The organism is Lysinibacillus sp. LK3, assembly GCF_001043675.1.
Classification (GTDB): domain Bacteria; phylum Bacillota; class Bacilli; order Bacillales_A; family Planococcaceae; genus Lysinibacillus; species Lysinibacillus capsici.
Window position 1 is genome coordinate 112,199 of the sequence record NZ_LDUJ01000015.1, and the last position, 18,367, is coordinate 130,565.

Sequence of the window (18,367 nt, forward strand, 5' to 3'; positions counted from 1 at the left end):
GTGCGTCCCCCTATACGGCTTCTTTTTGTTCTTTTTGATAGGCATCAGGACCATCTAGACGTTTTTCAACATACAGAAGGATGCGAGATGCGGTAAATGTCATGATGAAATAAAGAACACATGCAACGAAGAATGATTCGAAATAACGGAAGTTGTTACCCGAAATTGATTTTGTTTGGAAGAATAATTCCGTTACTCCAATGACATTTAATACGGCTGTATCTTTAATATTCATGATTAATTGGTTACCTGTCGCTGGTAAAACATTACGCGCTACTTGTGGTAAGACAACATGAAGCATAATTTGGAAGTGGTTCATGCCAATTGCTGATGCTGCCTCGTATTGACCATTATCAATGGATACAATACCACCACGAACAATTTCTGCCATATAGGCCCCAGTATTGAGGGAAACGACTAAAATACCTGCTGTAATAAAGTGCATATCGATACCGAATGCGATATCTAATCCGTAGTAGACAACCATAGCTTGTACAATCATTGGTGTACCACGGAAAAATTCAACATAGCATGTTAGTATAAAATTAATGAGCTTTAAGCTATAAAATTTCACACCTTTTTTACGAACTGGAATCGTATGCATAATTCCGATGAAAAATCCGATAAATGCACCAATAATTGTACTAATACTCGAAATCAGTAACGTATAATACGCACCTCGTAAAAACATTTGCCAGTTGTTTTCAATAATTGAAAGTATCCATTCAAGACTCATGATGTTCCTCCTAACAATGTCATCTTGCTCGCTTATTTCTTTTGTGTCCTAGCTCTTTCTACCATTCTATGATTTGTCACGCTAGGACATTATCATTATGTAGAGAGGTTCTCATTTTGATAATGATGAAATGATCATGCACGGACTAATTGCTAGTCCGTGCCATGTCATTATTGTGCTGCGGGTTGTTGAGAAATAGCTTCTTCCATAATCGCTTGACGATCATCTTCTGAAATGCCTTTTAGGATTTCATTGATTTTTTCACGATTTGCATCATCTTTACGTAAGCCTACAGCAATTGAAGTATTTGATAGGTCTGTATCAAAGCCTTCTTCAAATGCTACATATGTGAATTTATCGTTGGCAGCAGAAGCCGAAATGCCCTCTGGACGTTCAGCTACATAGCCATCAATTTTACCTGCTTCTAACGCCACACGCATTGCTGGGAAGCTCTCCATTGCTGTTTGTTTTTCTACGCCTTTAATTTGATCGATAACTGTGTAGTTTGATGTATTTAATTGTGATGTAATTTTAGCACCTGAGAAGTCTTGAATCGATTTTGCCCCTTCATATTTGCTACCTTTTTTAATAACCATAACAAAATCAGAAGTATAATAGTTTTCTGTAAAATCAATTGTTTTCTTGCGTTCTTCTGTTGGTGACATACCTGCAATAATTGCATCAATTTTGTTTGATTGTAGCGCTGGAACTAAACCGTCCCACTCCATTTTAACAATGACTAACTCTTTGCCTAGACCTTCAGCGATTTTCTTTGCCATTTGTACATCATAGCCACCTGCGTACTCTGCATTATCCGCAATTTTCACTGCGCCATTTGCATCGTCTTGCTGTGTCCAGTTGAACGGTGGGTAGCCAGCCTCCATTCCAATTCGGAATTCACCGCCGCCTTCTTCTTTGTCAGTTCCAGCATCACTTGAACCGCCCTCTTTTTTGTCACTTGTGCCACATGCAGCTAGCACAATTGCCGTCATGATAGAGATCATTACTAACAACCATTTTCTTTTCATGAAAAACTCCCCTTTTCTGTAAAAAAATAAGACAACTGTACTAAAAAAGACCTAAGTTTATTGAACTTAGGTCTTACCTTTTATGACAGTTGCCCAAATCCTCACTATAATTTCCATGTTTCCGAGATAGCACAACCTAGTAAATCTGGAAATCCATTTACTAGGACAGTCCTGCACTTATTCACTGCAGACCCAGTATAAAAGTACGAGCTCCTTTTATACTTCGGCGATATTTCCTTCTTCATTGCGTCTTCGCTTGCTTTTACTCAACAATGAACTAATAAATACCGCGCCTCTACCTCACTGGTAACAATTTGTGAGGTTTGTTTATTTAATTGATATTTAGATACTACTATAAAACTAATATGTTCGTCAAGACGATTTTAACATTTTTCTGACTAATGACAATATTAGGATATTGTGCGTTCTGCTTCCACTTTAAATCGTTGAACTTTTGTTGATATTTCTGAAAATTACAATAAATATTTATTATAGAGTATGTTCTATATGTGAGAAAAGTTGCATTTTTTTCTTTCTTTGCTCCTCTAAACGATGTAACATTCGTACTCTTTCAAGCATAGAATCGGTCAATACCTTTCGTCATACAAAAAACCCTGCTGAACATTGTTCGCAGGGTTTAATGGGATTATGAATTTAATAATAAATCTTCAGGATTTTCGATTAATTCTTTAACTGTTTTTAAGAATCCTACAGAATCTTTACCATCGATGATACGGTGATCGTATGAAAGAGCTACATACATCATTGGACGGATTTGAACTTCACCATTTACTGCAACTGGACGGTTTACAATTGAGTGCATACCTAAAATACCAGCTTGCGTACCGTTCATAATTGGTGTTGACATTAATGAACCGAATACACCACCATTTGTGATTGTGAATGATCCACCAGCCATGTCATTTAAGCCTAATTTTTTATCACGAGCTTTTGTCGCTAAGTTAGCAATATCTTTTTCGATTTCTGCAAAGTTTTTGCTATTTGCATCGCGTACAACTGGTACGACTAAACCTTCTTCAGTCGATACAGCAATACCGATATCAAAGAAGTTATTTAAATGAATTTCATCGCCAGAGATTTGAGCGTTTACGTATGGGTATTTTTTCAGTGCTGCAACAACAGCTTTAGTGAAGAATGACATGAAACCAAGTTTGATGTCGTTTGCTTTTACAAACTCTTCTTGTTTACGTTTACGAAGTGCCATGATGTTTGTCATGTCAATTTCGTTGAATGTTGTTAACATTGCTGTTGACTGTTTAACTTCTAATAAACGTTTTGCAATTGTTTGGCGACGACGGCTCATTTTTTCAATTGTTACACGGTCAGAATTAGCTGCTGGTGTGAATACTACTGGGCCACCTGAAGTTGCTACGGATGTAGGTGCTGCTGCTGGTGCTACAGCTGGTGCTGTACCATGAGCTGCTACATCTTGTACACGTACACGTCCTTGTGGATCTACTGGAGATACCGCTGCAAGGTCAATACCTTTTTCACGTGCAAGACGACGTGCTGCTGGAGATGCAACTACACGCTCACCAGAAGTTTCTTCTACTACTGGAGCTGCTGCAACTGGTGCAGGTGCTGCTTGTGGCGCTGCTGGTGCAGGTGCTGCCTCAGTTGGTGCTGCCGCTGCTGGAGCTGCTGCTGCGCCTTCGCCTGCTTCTACTACTGCGATAACTTGACCAACTAGTACAGTATCGCCTTCTTCAGCTAAAATTTGTGTTAATACACCTGCTTCTTCAGAAATGATCTCAGCGTTTACTTTATCTGTTTCAAGTTCAACGATGAATTCACCTTTTTCAACGCGATCGCCCACTTTTTTTACCCACTGTGCGATACTACCTTCTGTAATCGATTCTGCTAATTCAGGGACTTTAATTTCAGCCACTTTCATTTCCTCCTTTGATTAACGTGCATGACGCACATAGAAGGGCTACTGCTTAAGGGCAAGTAGCCCGGTTTCAAAAATTGATATATGTTATTTAACCTTTACTGGCTCAGCAACCGCTTCTTCAATAAGAGCTGCTTGTGCTGCTTTATGAGAATCTGCATCCCCTTCAGAAGTTGAGCTCATTGCAGGACGGCCTACATAGCGAAGTTTTTTACCTTCTGAAAGTTCATATAATGTTTCTAATGCATAATTCCATGAGCCTTGGTTTTTAGGTTCTTCTTGTACCCAAACAATCTCTTTTGCATTAGGATACTTAGCAATGATACCAGCTACTTGCTCTTTTGGGAATGGGTAAAGTTGTTCTACACGAATAATGTGTAGGTGATCGAAGCCTTCGCCGTCTTTCACGCGCTCTGCTAAGTCAATCATCACTTTACCTGTACCTAAAACGATACGCTCTACAGCTTCTGGTTTAGCCCCTAAGCCTGGTTGTTCAATCACTTCTTGGAATGAACCATTTGCTAATTGCTCAGCATTCGCCGCAGCTAATGGGTGACGTAATAATGATTTTGGTGATACGACTACAAGTGGACGTACCCCTTCTGTACCTAATAATGCTGCTTGACGGCGTAATAAGTGGTAGTAGTTTCCTGCATTTGAACAGTTCGCTACAAACCAGTTATTTTCAGCTGACATTTGTAAATAGCGTTCCATACGGCTTGAAGAGTGCTCTGGACCTTGACCTTCATAACCATGAGGTAAAAGGATAACTAGACCAGATTTTTGACCCCATTTTGAGCGTGCCCCTGAAATAAAGTTATCAAACATCACTTGTGCCATATTCGCAAAGTCACCGAATTGTGCTTCCCATACTGTTAGTACATGGCTATTTTCTAGGTTGTAACCATACTCAAAGCCTACCACCCCAGCTTCAGTCAGCGGAGAGTTGTGTACTGTAAAGGATGCGTTCGCACCAGAAATATGGTGTAGTGGTGTGAAGACATTGCCATTGTTTTTATCATGCAGTACTAAGTGACGTTGAGAGAATGTACCACGTTGTGCATCTTGACCTGTAAAGCGTACTGGTGTGCCATCTTGAATAATCGTTGCATACGCTAAAGTTTCAGCATGACCCCAGTCAACTTTTGCAGACGCATAAGCATCACGGCGTTTTTCTAAGATTTTACCAAGCTTTTTCTGTGGTTCGAAGTTTTCTTCAAACACTAAAAGCTCTTCATTGATTTTTTCTAAACGTTCCGCACCTACTGCTGTATCAATTTGTGGGAACTCTACTTTTAATTCTTCTGGCATTTCTAAATGATGATGATCATCTTTTTCTGCCATTTCTTTGACGTGGTCATAGGCTGCTTGCATTTCTGCATAGATAGCTGTATCTAGTGCAGCTACATCATCAGCAGTTACAAGACCTTCTGCCACTAATTGTGCACCATATAATGCACGCACTGTTTCATGTTTAGACACTAATTTGTATGTTTCTGGGTTTGTCACTGTTGGGTCATCTGTTTCATTATGACCATGGCGACGGTAACCTACTAAGTCCACAATAATGTCTTTGCCAAATGTTTGACGGTAGTTTGCCGCAAAACGACCAACTTGCACTACTGCCTCTGGGCTATCTGCGTTAACATGGATTACTGGTACTTCATAGCCTTTTGCAGGGTCAGAAGAATACACAGAAGAACGAGAATCATAATGTTCTGTTGTGAATCCAATCATATTGTTTGCGATAATATGGATTGTTCCACCTGTTGTAAAGCCTTCTGTTTTAGCGAAGTTTAACACTTCTGTTACAATCCCTTGACCTGGGAATGCAGCATCACCGTGTACAAGAATGCCTAAGCCCTTTGTACGGTCAAAAATAGGTTGCCCTGGTTTAGATGTATCATCTTGTGTTGCACGAGTAGCACCAAGTACTACTGGATTGCCCACTTCTAAGTGAGATGGGTTGTAAGCCAATTTCACATTCATACCGGATTCACGGTTGTAAGAAGCACCCATGTGGTATTTCACATCACCTGTCCAACCTTTTGTAATTTCAAGGCGGCCATGCTCTGGCATAAATAAATCATTGGAAACATGTGCAAAATCAGAGAACATCATGTCATAAGGTTTATTTAAAATGTGTGTTAAAACGTTTAAGCGACCACGGTGTGCCATACCAATACGTACGTTTTCCACATTTTTTGCTTCTGCCGTTTTAATAATTTCATCAAATAGAACGATTTGCGTATCTAAGCCCTCACCAGAGAAACGCTTTTGTCCTACAAAAGTTTTATGAATAAATTTCTCGAAATTTTCAACGCGAGTTAAACGATCTAATAAGGCTTTCTTCTCATCCGCAGATAATGCTTGTTTGAATGAGCCTGATTCGATTTGCGCTTGAATCCAATCACGTTCTTCAGTAGCTACTACGTGACCATATTCAAATGCTACTTTATCTGTATAAATAGCTTTTAAATAGTCGATTGCATCCTTACCATTTTTCACGTTTGCTGGCACATCTTTGAAGAAGATTGCTGCAGGAATTTCAGCTAAATCTGCAGCGCTTAAGTTGAACGCGCTTTCTTCAATTTGAGCTGTTTGTAGTTCACGGTTTTTCAGAGGATAGATATCTGCTGCTAAATGACCGCGTGAACGAATTGCATCTGCTAGTTTTACAGCGGCTAACACTTTTTTGTAATCGCCAGCAGGAGCCGCTGCTGTATGACTAGCTACAGCTACTTCACCTTCTACTACTACTGGTGCACCAAATTGTTGGAATAAAGAAACTAACTCCGGTTCTACTTCTTCAGGAGACTGTAAGAATAAGTCGTATTGCTCCATCACATATCCTAGGTTAGGACCAGAGAAAGCTGACCATGGAGAACTTACAGTTGTAACGTTGTTCGACATGAAAAATGACCTCCAAATTTTGCCTTTCGGCAGTTCCATTAATTAAATTGCAATTAATTATATAATATTTAGCCGTTCTTTAAAAGAATGTTTCTCACTACTTTTCCATATTTTAAAGAACGTTTTTTCCATCTCAATCTTACTACTCTTCACAAAAAATACAACTCTTTTTAGCAAATTAAGCAATTTTTTTCGCAAAGGATAGAATAATGAAATAAAGCGTGTATTTTTCTTAATATTTTAGCGGGATTTTCAGCGAGAAAACGGTTCCAATATTAACCTCACTCTTGACTTCTACTGTGGCATTGTATTTTTCAAGTAACATCTTCGAAATACTAAGCCCTAAGCCTGTTCCACCAATTTGGCGATTTCTTGCTTCATCCACTCGATAAAAACGATCAAAGATAAACGGAATATTGTCTTGTGCTATTCCTATACCATTATCAGTAATTTCTAAACATGCATAATTTCCAGCAACAGAAATAGAAATTTGTATCTCAGGAATTTTTTCACAATAACGAATGGCATTCTCTATTATATTACGAACGATTTGACTTAGTGCATTTTCGGTGATAAATAACGGACCAATTTCACCATGTTTCGACAGCGATATTCGCGCTTGTGGATGAAAAAGCTTTACCTCATCCATCACTGCTTCGATGACCACTAATGCATTGGCCTCACTTGTTTCATCTTTTTCCTCACGCCGTGCAAGTTCTAATAATTCCTCAATCATTTTGCGCATACGAGCAATTTCTGTTAAGGAGGTATCAATGGATTCCTCTAATATGGCAGGATCATGTTTGCCCCATCTTTTTAAAAGAGAAAGATGCCCTTCAATTGCTTGAATCGGTGTACGCAGCTCATGAGAAGCATCGGCGACAAATTGCTGCTGCTGGGTAAATGAGATTTGCAGCTCGTTCATCATGGCATTATACATCTTTAGTAAATCACCAATTTCGTCATGTGATGTATAGGTTAGCTGTATAGGCTCCTTAAATCCTTGATCCATCACAGTTTTCATGGATGCACGCAATTCGTGTAGTGGCTTCATTAAATAGTTCGCTAGATAATAGCCAATAGAGCCAGATAACACTAAGGCTCCTAACCCTGCAATCAGCATGGCTGTCAAAAGATAATGCATGAGAGATTGAAAACTAGTTAACGGATGAATCACCTGAATATAGCCTTGGAAAAAGCCCATCCGAATCGGTTCATTGATGACCAGCACATCCTGCTTATCAATGGTCATCTCAAAAATTTCTTGCAACGAATTAAGTGGTGCAGCAGCAGAGGTATCATTGATTCGTAAAATATCCACCCCATCAGCATTAAATATTCGGACCGTCTCATCACGATCCGCAATCGATTTGAGCAAGCCTGTATTTTGCTGAATTTGCTGAATGGTAATTGTAGGACCTTGGGACTCTAAAAAAGAGATGATATCCTTACTTGTCCGATTGACCTTACTCTCCTCATCATTTAATAACCATGTATGTAGAGAAACATAGACGACTACACAAATAATCGTAAAGCTAATAAAGATGACACTGCTTGAGGTCAGCATCCATTTTTTTTGCAGGGACTGCTGACGTAAATAATTTCTTAACTTATTCATTCTCGCATCACATACCCAACACCGCGAACGGTTTCAATATAATCATTCATCGCCCCAGGGAGCTTTGTACGTAAATGTCTGATATAAACATCTACCACGTTGGTTTCGATATCCGTATCATAGCCCCAAACGGATGTTAAAATATGCTCTCGTGTACATACTCTATTTTTGTGCTCGATTAATAGTTTCAATAAGTCATATTCTGTCTTTGTTAGATCAAGTTTATTCCCCTGAACGAAAACTTCATAGGCAGCTACATCTATTTCAATATCCCGTAGGCATAAAGATTCACTGCTTGTCTGCTCTGGCGTGACACGACGTAAAATCGTCCGTATCCTAGCCAGCAGCTCTTCTATCGCAAAAGGTTTGACGATATAGTCATCAGCCCCTGCATCGAGTCCTGCTACACGATCCATCACAGCATCTCGTGCCGTTAATAAAATGATTGGTACTTGTGATTGTGTTCGGATACGACGGCAAATCTCAATCCCATTAATACTTGGTAACATCACATCCAGTAAAAGTACATCAAAATTTTCCGATGTTGCCAAAGCCAATCCTTCTCGACCATCAAAGGCAGTTTTTACTTCATAGCCTTCGTGTTGTAATTCAAGTTCGACAAAGCGAGCGATATGCTTTTCATCTTCTACCAACAATATCTTCTTAGGCATCATATCACCTTCTATTCCAAAATAACGATGTAGGATTTTTATCCCTATACTGTTATAGCATAACATCAAATAAAAAGTCTGTCTCACAAGGAAAACCTTGTGGACAGACTTTTTAGTGTATATCTGAAATGGAGAGGTTGTTTTTCCCCGACTCTTTTGATTTATATAATGCTTGGTCAGCTAAATCCATTAGCTCATCCAATGTTCGAGCATGGTCTGGGTAATAGGCAATGCCAATTGAAGCAGTTGGTGTAAAAAGATGGTCCTCTATCATCCAGCCTTCTGCTAATTCATCGCGAATCCGTCGAATAATATGCATAATTTGATGATGTCTTTTTTCCTGATCTCTTGTTAAGCCAGTTAAGATGACAATAAATTCATCGCCACCTATTCGAATAACCATATCATGGCTTCGAACTGTTTTGTTCAAGGAACTGCCGAATCGCTGAATAAACGCATCGCCCGTCTCATGGCCAAAGCGATCATTTACTTCTTTAAAATCATCACCATCTATATAGAGCATCGCCACACAGGTTTGATTTTCATTTGCTTCTGCTAGGATTTTAGGAAACTCCTTTTCTAAAAAACGCCGATTAGGTAGCTGTGTTAAAGCGTCGTGATAGGCTAAATACAGCAAATCATTTTCCCTTTCTTTGCGATGTGTAATTTCACGAGACACCATCATAATTTGAGAAACTTTTTCACGTTCAGGGTCGTGCACAACCGTGACATTTCCTTCTGTCCATATCGGTGTTCCATCTTTCGCCTTCAGTAAAAGCTCAAACTGTGAATCTGTTTGCCCTGTATAATTATTCAAGAATGTTTGCCATTCGCCTTTACTTTCTCGATCAATAATGTCACTGTAAAACTGTCCTTGTAGCTCTACATTTTCATAACCTAAATAAATACCATAGGACGGGGAAGCATAAATAATGATGCCATCCTCATTTGTAATCACAATTAAATCATTTGTATTTTCTGTGATGAGTCTGAAAGTACGTTCAATATTTTTTAATTCTGTGAACATTCTTTTCTTATCCGTAATATCATAGTTAATGGTTAAAATTTGTTCGATTTGACCAAACTCATCTTTTAATGGAACGATGGTAGTTTCTACCCAGTAATCGGCATGATATTTCGTTCGATAGCAAAGTTCTCCACGCCACATTCCCATCGTGTCCAGCTTATCTTCAATTATTTGAAAAAGGTCTTGCCCACGGAATCGTGGTTCGATCAATGCGTAGGGCTGACCGATTAACTCCTCCGCCGTGTAGCCAGAAGCCTGTAAAAACATCTCACTCACTTCGGTAATGTTACCCTTATGATCTAATACAGCAATGGCTGTAGCTGAATTTAATGCAGATTTAAATACTTCTAGCCCGTGAGACTTCGAGCGTAATTCTGCTTTTTGTAAAGTAAATTGTGTAAAATCTTGCATGATAAGAAATATGGCAAAGGAATTATCATCCTGCATCACTGGTGATAGTGACAGTAAATACATGCGTTCCTGCTGGTCCAATGTATGCAATTTAATAAACTTCTCGCCAACGTTTTCCCCTCTTGCAGCTTTCTGCAAACAAATTTTTATTTGTTCAACTTCTTCCTTTGGAATAATCGGTAAATCCACAAACATTTTCTGTTTGACGGTTTCATTATCTAATTGAAAATCTTCCATAAAGCTTGAATTCACTTCGTATATCATTCCTTCAGCCGATAAAATGACTGTTGAGAAAAAGGCATGGTCAAACATGGACCGCATAAATAAAAATTTATCTTCAATACTGCGGTCATAAAGTATTTCCTTCGTGATGGCTAAAATATAGTCTTCGTTCTTATATTTCAACGGTCTGACGGATGTTTCATATTTACGAACCTCCGACTGAACATATGCATAATCTACATAGTCAACCTGTTTATGTTCTCTAATGGCCTCATGGTAATTTTTCTGAATGATCAAAAAATTACGCTTTGAGGTAACGGTCGAAATCATTTTACCAATCGCCTCATTCGATAACAGATCCTGAGCTGCTTGATTTAAGCGAATATATTGATAATCGTCCCCTACTTTTTTCACGAGAAAAACAAAATCCTTGCCAATAAATAATGAGTTAAAGAAATCTTCGCTTAAAATATACTCCATGCTGTCACCTCCAGAAAAGCCATTGCCATCATGATAGAAATGTTCGTATGTATGTGTTGTTAGATTAAAAATAATACTACTATTATAACATAAAAATAAAAAATTACCTTTCTAGAATCGTAAAAATTATATCCTTTTAAGGATAATATTTGATATATTACCTATTATAACAAGCCAACAATCCTACTAAAGATGTAGATAAATGATTAATATTAGTTAAAATTGATAGGTTAGTCTTAATGCTAAAAAACAACAATATTATGGATAATCACATTTCATTTATCAGAATTTACTGACTATTAAACTCAAATTTTGTTTTTTTACGAGCAAAATGATTGCATCAAGCAGTTTATATGTTATATTATATTTAAAAAACTAGCCTTTTTTCGGTATGGTCGAAATCAGTAAGACAGCGGGAGATTATGGAATATCATAGTTATAACGTCTAGTTCTTTGGGTTTTAATTCCAGTACGAATTTTAGTTTTCTTCTTTATGCTTCAACGGAATTGTTTTAACTACCCTAGTAAAGGAGGCGTTTCGTATGCTTAAACATCGAGACCTGCATGAATGTACAGAGCTTTATGAGCTATTATCACACCCTTCTGTATTCCCTTTTGTCCGTCAAAAAGCCACATCCGCTGATGAATATTGGTTTATGACAAAACAACTGATTGAAGAGGAAGCGAGAGGACTCGCTATCTCGAGGACCATAACTGATGATTGGGGTCAACCAATCGGCACCATTAGTATTCACGATGTGGAGGACGGTGCAGGCTTTCTAGGAACGTGGATTGGACTCCCTTACCAAGGTAAAGGTTATAATCAAAAAGCAAAAATGTTATTTTTGAACGAGTTATTTTTTGACTATAATTTTCATACGGTCTTTCTCCGTATACGTGTTGAAAATTTAAAATCACAGCGTGCTGCTTTAAAGCTTCCCTATGTGGTGAGTGCCAATGAAAGTCATCCAACATTATTAGCGCAGGTTAATAGCGGTGAGGCACAATTTAATTTATTTAAAATTCCAAAAGATTTATTCTACCTAACAACGGCACACCAAATGCAAGAAGGCGAAGAGCAAGCAATGTAGTGTGTATATATAAAAGAGAAGCTATAAGGTTTTGTCATTTCGACCTACCTCATAGCTTCTTTTCTTTTTTCAAATAGCACTTATTTCTTGTACCGTAAAATTAATGACGCCATTTCATCTGGTGTTTTTGGTTTTTGCGTTTTTGCCATTGTCTCCACCATTTCCACTTTACGCTCTGTTAGTGTATGAACAGACTTCATAAAAGATTCCTTTGTCAACTCGTCTTCCTGTAACACTTCTGCGTAACCTTGTTTTTTAAACAAGTTGGCATTTAAAATTTGATCTCCACGACTTTTTTGCGCTGAGAGAGGTACTAATAGCATCGGCTTGTGAAGCGCTAAAAATTCAAAAATGGAGTTAGAGCCTGCTCGTGACACAATAAAGTCTGCAGCATGCAATAAATCAGGTAACTCAGTTGTCACATACTCAAATTGCTTGTAGCCTGGCATTGCCTCCAGTGCTTCATCATAATTCCCCTTCCCACATAAATGAATGATGTGAAATTGCTTGAGGAGCTCTGGTAAGTTTTTACGTAGTGCCTCATTTAAGACAACAGAGCCTAAACTCCCTCCCATAACAAGTAAAACAGGCTTTAAAGTAGAAAAGCCGCAGAAAGCTAGCCCCCTTGCTCTTTCTCCCTCAAATAACTCAGGACGAATAATGGAGCCTGTGCAAGTAGCCTTCTCTTGAGGTAAATGCTTCAGAGTTTCTTCAAAAATTGTGAATACATGTGAAGCAAAAGGTAAGGCTATTTTATTAGCAAGACCAGGTGTTACATCAGATTCATGGATGACGACTGGCACACCTGCTAATTTCGCTGCCATCACAACGGGTACAGAGACAAACCCTCCCTTTGAAAAGACAACCTGTGGCTTCACTTTTTTAATAATACGAAAAGCCTGCATCATTCCAGCAAGCACTTTAAATGGATCTGTAAAATTTTTCATGGAGAAATAACGACGCAATTTACCACTCGCAATGCCATAAAACGGAACATCGGGGAACGCCTCGCCAATTAATTCTTTTTCAATACCTTGCTCTGAGCCAATATAGTGGACATCATAACCAAGTTCTAGTAAAGACGGGAGTATCGCCTGATTTAACGATACATGGCCAGCTGTCCCACCACCGGTTAAAATGATTGTTTGTTGTTTCACACAAATTCTCCTATTCCTTAAAAACCATTGTAGTTAGCACTACTTTTTGTTTACAGTGTTCTATTTTACTATATGCTGACGAAAAGATATAGATGAAGCATGAAAATTTCAGCTTTTCTCTCTTTACATATGCTATACTTGTTCATTATGTTCATGAAGGAAGTAGAAAATATGTATCAAACATCCACAATTAAGGAAAAATACGTGCTACTCTTAAAAATGATTGTCCCTATTTTAGTGACACAGGTAGCTATTTATCTTATTTCATTTTTTGATATTTTAATGTCCAGTCGTTACGGGACGGTTGATTTAGCAGGTGTTTCGATTGGTTCCTCTATCTGGATGCCGATTTATACTGGACTTTCAGGTATACTCCTAGCTATTACGCCAATTGTCTCACAGCTTGTGGGAGCGAAAAAAGAGATGGATGCAAAAAAGGCAGTCCAGCAAGGCATTTATGTCGCCATATTGCTGGCGATCCTTATTTTTACAGGACTCTTCTTTGGCATTGATTGGATACTTAGTAAGATGAACTTAGAGTCTGCTGTACATAGCATTGCAAAAGGCTACATCTATGCGATGTGTGCGGGTCTTTTGCCACTTTTCTTATTTTTTGTTATGCGTTGCTTTATTGACGCCCTTGGTCAGACACGGGTCACGATGATCATTACCTTAATGACAACACCCATTAATATCGTGCTGAACTATATCTTTATTTTCGGCAAATTTGGTGCGCCTGAGCTTGGCGGCGTCGGAGCTGGTGTAGCGACAGCAATAACGTACTGGCTAATATTCATGATTACAGTATGGATCATCGCTAAACGAGTACCGTTCGAACGATTCCGTCTGTTTCATGATTGGCCTAAGCTTGAATGGCTTAGATGGAAGGAAATTTTATTGATTGGGGTTCCGATCGGTATTTCCCTATTTGCAGAAACAAGTATTTTTTCTGCTGTGACCATGATGATGAGTAATTTTAGCACAGAAATCATAGCAGCCCATCAGATTGCCATCAATTTCACTTCTCTGTTATACATGGTTCCGCTCAGTATTTCTATGGGTGTCACAATATTAGTAGGTTTTGAGATCGGCGCTGGTCGCATGCGAGATGCTCGTATGTATAGTTATCTATGTGTCGGCACAGCCATTTTATTTAGCTTTATATCAGCTTGCATCTTGTTTATTTTACGTGAACCTGTAGCACATATGTATACGACAGATCAGATGGTACTTGAGTATGCCGTACAATTTTTAGTCTACGCAGCTATTTTCCAGCTATCTGATGCAATACAAGCACCAGTACAAGGCGCATTGAGAGGCTATAAAGATGTTATGATCACGTTTATCATGGCCATTATATCTTATTGGGTAATTGGCTTGCCAGTTGGGTATACCCTTGCCACACATACGGATTTCGGTCCATTTGGCTATTGGATTGGCCTTGTGGCAGGTTTAACAATGGGCGCAATTACTCTTTTAATCCGTCTATTGGTTGTTCAAAAAAGAGTCACTGTTTAACAACAAAAAATCGCTTTTCTCTAACTTGAGAAAGGCGATTTTTTTAGCGTAAAACACCTGTACGAATGATTTTCACTTGAACAGACGGCACTAGCTGTAAGGATGCATAGACAGCATGCCAATCCTTCTGAAACATTTTGGGGTGATAGGCACGAATATATCGACCAATCCCCAACGTATCCGATTGCTGACCTTGAAGAATCCGCAAAACCTCCTCAAACTCTCCCTGCACATGATCTTGAATCAACTGCTGAACCTCCTTGAAAACGGGGTCTTTATATAAATGGTCATGTGCAAATTCCTCAATTTCTACCTCTATGAGATAATCCATGTCTATTCTTTTTAATTCCTCATTCACCGTCCATTGACGCTTGATATGAATAACATCAGCCGTGATTGGCATCGATTTTCCATCATGCTTCCACATATAGCTCATCCGCGCTTGTTTGCTAGGTTGATTCATTAAGAGAAGCATCGTGAGAGATTGTTTTGGTGTTAATATTGTACCCGTAAACGTTTGACCTGAGAACAAAGCGACACCTGCCGCAACAGCATGCTTTTTATCCTCACTTAACTGAATATACGGTAGTGCTATATCAATTGTCTGTTCAAATAGCATGGAGCCAACCGTCTGTAAATCTAATTTCGGAAAAATTGTATTTTCCTCTGTGCTTTCCATAAAACGTTCATAATAGCCTCCTGCCCCCCCTGCTAAATCCTTTGTTAGCTCTATAAACGGCTTGACATCCCCTTCTGTTACAGCAATTTTTATCGAAATCGGGTTTTGGGGATCACGAAAATAAATATCCAAAATATCATAAAGAGGCTCTCTTACCGTTTGGTCCGATACAAGGATGGTCGATAGTTCAGATAAATCAAGTGTTTGTTCTACTTTTAAATTGGCTTGATTCCGTACATCTCTTGGTGAAATGCCGTCCGCTTCAATCACTTCATTTTGCTGAGCTGCTGTATTCGGATAGGCATAATATCCCTTGTATGCCCCTATATATCCGTCCACCCCAACGAGCGTCACAACGGAAGCGTTTTTATAAAGTCGTTCATCCCAACAGCCAGCTAAAAGTAACATAGACAAGAGGAGCATAATCCCTTTACGATACACGTTTTCCCCTCCATTTATTCCAACAAATTATCATCATTGGTAGTAGAATCGTAAACACAATGAGTACGTAGTGTATAGAATTTTTGATAAACTCAATGCGCTGAAATTGCATGACAAATAGCGGCAGGATGGCTAAGAGAAGATGAAAAAAAACAATACTTCGTTTCGGATGCTTCCGTTTTTTTGACAAATAAAGCACACGAAAGGACAAACCGTAGATCATGACCGTAACAATGGACCAAGAAAGCCAAATATAGATGAAAAAAATATCCAGCCGTTTTACAAAATTCACTTCCTGTGATTTTAAAATATACATAATAGGCTCTGGTATTAGTTGAACCTCCTCCAAAGCAAAGAACATTTGTGTAAAGACAACCGAAATAAAATAAAAGATAAAAATGACGAGTTGATAAATCAATAAGGGCTTTCCCTTCACCTGTAAATCCTGTTTGAGAAATGGACGATAAAGGAGGTACATTTCAATCCCAAAAAAGGCATACATGCTATGAATCATGCCCGCCATGATTTGCCTAGTATTGTTCCACTCAACGGGAAAAAGATTACTCCACGTTAAATCTGGAATAGCCAGCATTAAAAAAATGACAAAGAGGAAAATGATAGGAATTAGCATGACACCAATATTGATGATGGTTTCTGGTCTAACTAAATTGGCATACAAAGATAGCCCTACAATCATCATGACAACAATCCATTCAGGTGTTCGGGGCAAGACCCATGAGGCCAGAACATACCCCATATAGGCAATTAATACAGCTGTTATTAATAACCAATAGATCAGATAGACCCAGCGAAAGAACCCATTTAAAAAGAAAAATTGATAATAGCGTTCAAAAAATAACAGCAAGCCGTAATGGAAGATGCTAGCAAGGAAGAAGACATACCATGCACTATGTTGACTGTATATGATTAACGGTGTTTGAAAGGCAATGTAGACAACACCTGTCTGAATGATAAAGAGTAGTAAAAAAAATTGTGCCTTTGATAGAGAAAAATTCATGGTGTATCCTCATTTTTTCCCTTTTCATCCTTCGGTGGTTGAAAGGAAGTAACTTGGACTGTCGGTCTAATAAATGGCCAGCGTAAAAAAATTTTATAAACAGCTTTCGGTTGAAATGGTACGATAGGTGAAAAATACGGCTGTTTCAATGACGTTAAACTAATTAAATGAATTAATAGGATGACAACTCCTACCACAATGCCTAAAAACCCAAATAATGAGGCAAGTAGCATAAACGGAAAACGGATCATGCGAATCGTGCTATTCAATTCAACGGACGGGACAACATAGCTTGAAATGGCCGTTAAGGCGACAACAATGACCATTAAGTTCGACACGAGTCCCGCACTTACAATGGCATCTCCTATCACTAACCCCCCTACGATCCCAATCGTTTGCCCTACTGATTGTGGTAAACGAATACTTGATTCTCGAATGAGCTCCATAATAATCTCAAGTATCAGTGCTTCAATTAACGGTCGATAAGGTATATCATTAACATCATTTTTTACTTGATTACTTAATTCTAAGGGTAATACCTCAAAGTGAAAGCTAATCACAGCAATATAAAATGCTGGTAAAAAAACCGCCGTTACAAACGACAGTAAACGCACTATTTTATAAAAAGAGCCAACCACTACCCGACTATTATAGTCATCAGGTGTTTGATAGAAAGAGAAAAATGTCACAGGGCCAATCAAGGCAGACGGCGAAATATTGGTCATGACCACAACTTTACCCTCCACTAAGTGGGCTACCACACGATCTGGATGCTCTGTATTTAACAATTGTGGAAATGGCGATAACACGGAATCCTCTAGTGCATCACTTAACTGGCCAATACTATAAAAATAGTCGATTTTAATGTCTGCAATCCGCTTTTCCATCTCTTGTAAGGTTTCAGGCTGTATAACCCCATCCATATAGAGATAATAAGCTTTAGTGTTAGTTTGTTGTCCAATTGTAAAAGATTTGACCACAAGAGCGGGATTATTCACTCGCTTTCGTATCAATGTTAAATTGGTATCCGCCCGCTCCACAAGACCCTCATGGGAGCCTCGCAGAATATGTTCATTGTTTGGCTCCTCAAGATTACGACGAACTTCATTGGTAATCGCTAACGTCAGCATTTTTCCCGTATCAGGCAAAATCACGAGCGTTTCACCTTGGCAAACCCGTTCAATCGCTTGCGGTAGCGCAAAATTATCGAGTGTTGTAAGTAGGGTTTCACTCCAAAAAGGTTTTTCTGTATCTAAACGTGCATAAATGGTATCCAGTATTTTTTGGACTTCCTTCGCATCAACAAGAGAAGCGTAAAAGCATAAAATAGCCGTGTCCCCTTCATGCCAATCTATTTGTCTGACGGTCAAATCCGAGGAATGGTAGAATGCTTTTTGTAGGCTTTTGATCATATACTCCACTTTATCCATAAAACGCCTCCTCTA

At 38.7% G+C, this 18,367-nt stretch carries 13 protein-coding genes and 1 riboswitch; of the genes, 2 read left to right on the forward strand and 11 right to left on the reverse strand.

What is annotated here, in order from left to right; all coding sequences use genetic code 11:
* Positions 1-10: 10 nt before the first annotated feature.
* The 7 genes from VK91_RS11665 to VK91_RS11695 form a co-directional block, all read right to left on the reverse strand.
* The gene (locus VK91_RS11665) at positions 11-736 is read right to left on the reverse strand and encodes an amino acid ABC transporter permease (RefSeq protein ID WP_004230111.1); all 726 of its coding nucleotides are present in this window, start codon (positions 734-736) and stop codon (positions 11-13) included.
* Between the two features lie 170 nt (positions 737-906).
* Positions 907-1,764 carry a transporter substrate-binding domain-containing protein gene (locus VK91_RS11670; protein WP_004230114.1) on the reverse strand — a complete coding sequence of 286 codons (858 nt, stop codon included), beginning with the start codon at positions 1,762-1,764 and terminating at the stop codon, positions 907-909.
* A 119-nt stretch (positions 1,765-1,883) separates the two neighbouring features.
* Positions 1,884-2,070: riboswitch (Lysine riboswitch) on the reverse strand.
* Positions 2,071-2,410: 340 nt separating this feature from the next.
* Complete coding sequence (gene odhB, locus VK91_RS11675) at positions 2,411-3,673, reverse strand: 2-oxoglutarate dehydrogenase complex dihydrolipoyllysine-residue succinyltransferase (protein ID WP_048392889.1); 1,263 nt, start codon at positions 3,671-3,673, stop codon at positions 2,411-2,413.
* A gap of 90 nt (positions 3,674-3,763) precedes the next feature.
* Entirely contained in the window at positions 3,764-6,589 is a 2,826-nt protein-coding gene (locus VK91_RS11680) for a 2-oxoglutarate dehydrogenase E1 component (protein ID WP_048392890.1), read from the reverse strand.
* A gap of 232 nt (positions 6,590-6,821) precedes the next feature.
* Positions 6,822-8,207: a HAMP domain-containing histidine kinase gene (locus tag VK91_RS11685; protein WP_048392892.1), complete on the reverse strand. Its 1,386-nt coding sequence runs from the start codon at positions 8,205-8,207 to the stop codon at positions 6,822-6,824.
* A complete protein-coding gene (locus VK91_RS11690; protein WP_048392894.1) occupies positions 8,204-8,878 on the reverse strand; it encodes a response regulator transcription factor in 675 nt (224 codons plus the stop codon). The genes VK91_RS11685 and VK91_RS11690 overlap by 4 nt, the downstream gene beginning before the upstream one ends.
* Before the next feature lie 112 nt (positions 8,879-8,990).
* The gene (locus VK91_RS11695; protein WP_048392897.1) at positions 8,991-11,018 is read right to left on the reverse strand and encodes a diguanylate cyclase domain-containing protein; all 2,028 of its coding nucleotides are present in this window, start codon (positions 11,016-11,018) and stop codon (positions 8,991-8,993) included.
* A gap of 542 nt (positions 11,019-11,560) precedes the next feature.
* On the opposite strand from VK91_RS11695, the gene VK91_RS11700 reads away from it, so the two are divergent.
* Positions 11,561-12,109 (forward strand): GNAT family N-acetyltransferase, encoded by a 549-nt coding sequence (locus VK91_RS11700; RefSeq protein ID WP_004230128.1) that lies wholly within the window; start codon positions 11,561-11,563, stop codon positions 12,107-12,109.
* Positions 12,110-12,189: 80 nt separating this feature from the next.
* On the opposite strand, the gene VK91_RS11705 is transcribed toward VK91_RS11700, so the two are convergent.
* Positions 12,190-13,266 (reverse strand): undecaprenyldiphospho-muramoylpentapeptide beta-N-acetylglucosaminyltransferase, encoded by a 1,077-nt coding sequence (locus tag VK91_RS11705; RefSeq protein WP_048392899.1) that lies wholly within the window; start codon positions 13,264-13,266, stop codon positions 12,190-12,192.
* A gap of 171 nt (positions 13,267-13,437) precedes the next feature.
* Between VK91_RS11705 and VK91_RS11710 the strand changes: the two genes are divergently transcribed.
* Positions 13,438-14,784 (forward strand): MATE family efflux transporter, encoded by a 1,347-nt coding sequence (locus VK91_RS11710; protein WP_048392901.1) that lies wholly within the window; start codon positions 13,438-13,440, stop codon positions 14,782-14,784.
* A 43-nt stretch (positions 14,785-14,827) separates the two neighbouring features.
* Here VK91_RS11710 and VK91_RS11715 read toward each other — a convergent pair whose 3' ends face one another.
* The 3 genes from VK91_RS11715 to VK91_RS11725 are packed head-to-tail and all read right to left on the reverse strand — an operon-like array spanning position 14,828 to position 18,352.
* Positions 14,828-15,904: a Ger(x)C family spore germination protein gene (locus VK91_RS11715; protein ID WP_048392902.1), complete on the reverse strand. Its 1,077-nt coding sequence runs from the start codon at positions 15,902-15,904 to the stop codon at positions 14,828-14,830.
* Positions 15,894-16,922, reverse strand: coding sequence for a GerAB/ArcD/ProY family transporter (locus tag VK91_RS11720; protein WP_048392904.1), 1,029 nt, complete (start codon positions 16,920-16,922; stop codon positions 15,894-15,896). The genes VK91_RS11715 and VK91_RS11720 overlap by 11 nt, the downstream gene beginning before the upstream one ends.
* Positions 16,919-18,352, reverse strand: coding sequence for a spore germination protein (locus VK91_RS11725; protein ID WP_048392906.1), 1,434 nt, complete (start codon positions 18,350-18,352; stop codon positions 16,919-16,921). Before VK91_RS11725 ends, VK91_RS11720 begins: the two co-directional genes overlap by 4 nt.
* Positions 18,353-18,367: the final 15 nt, after the last annotated feature.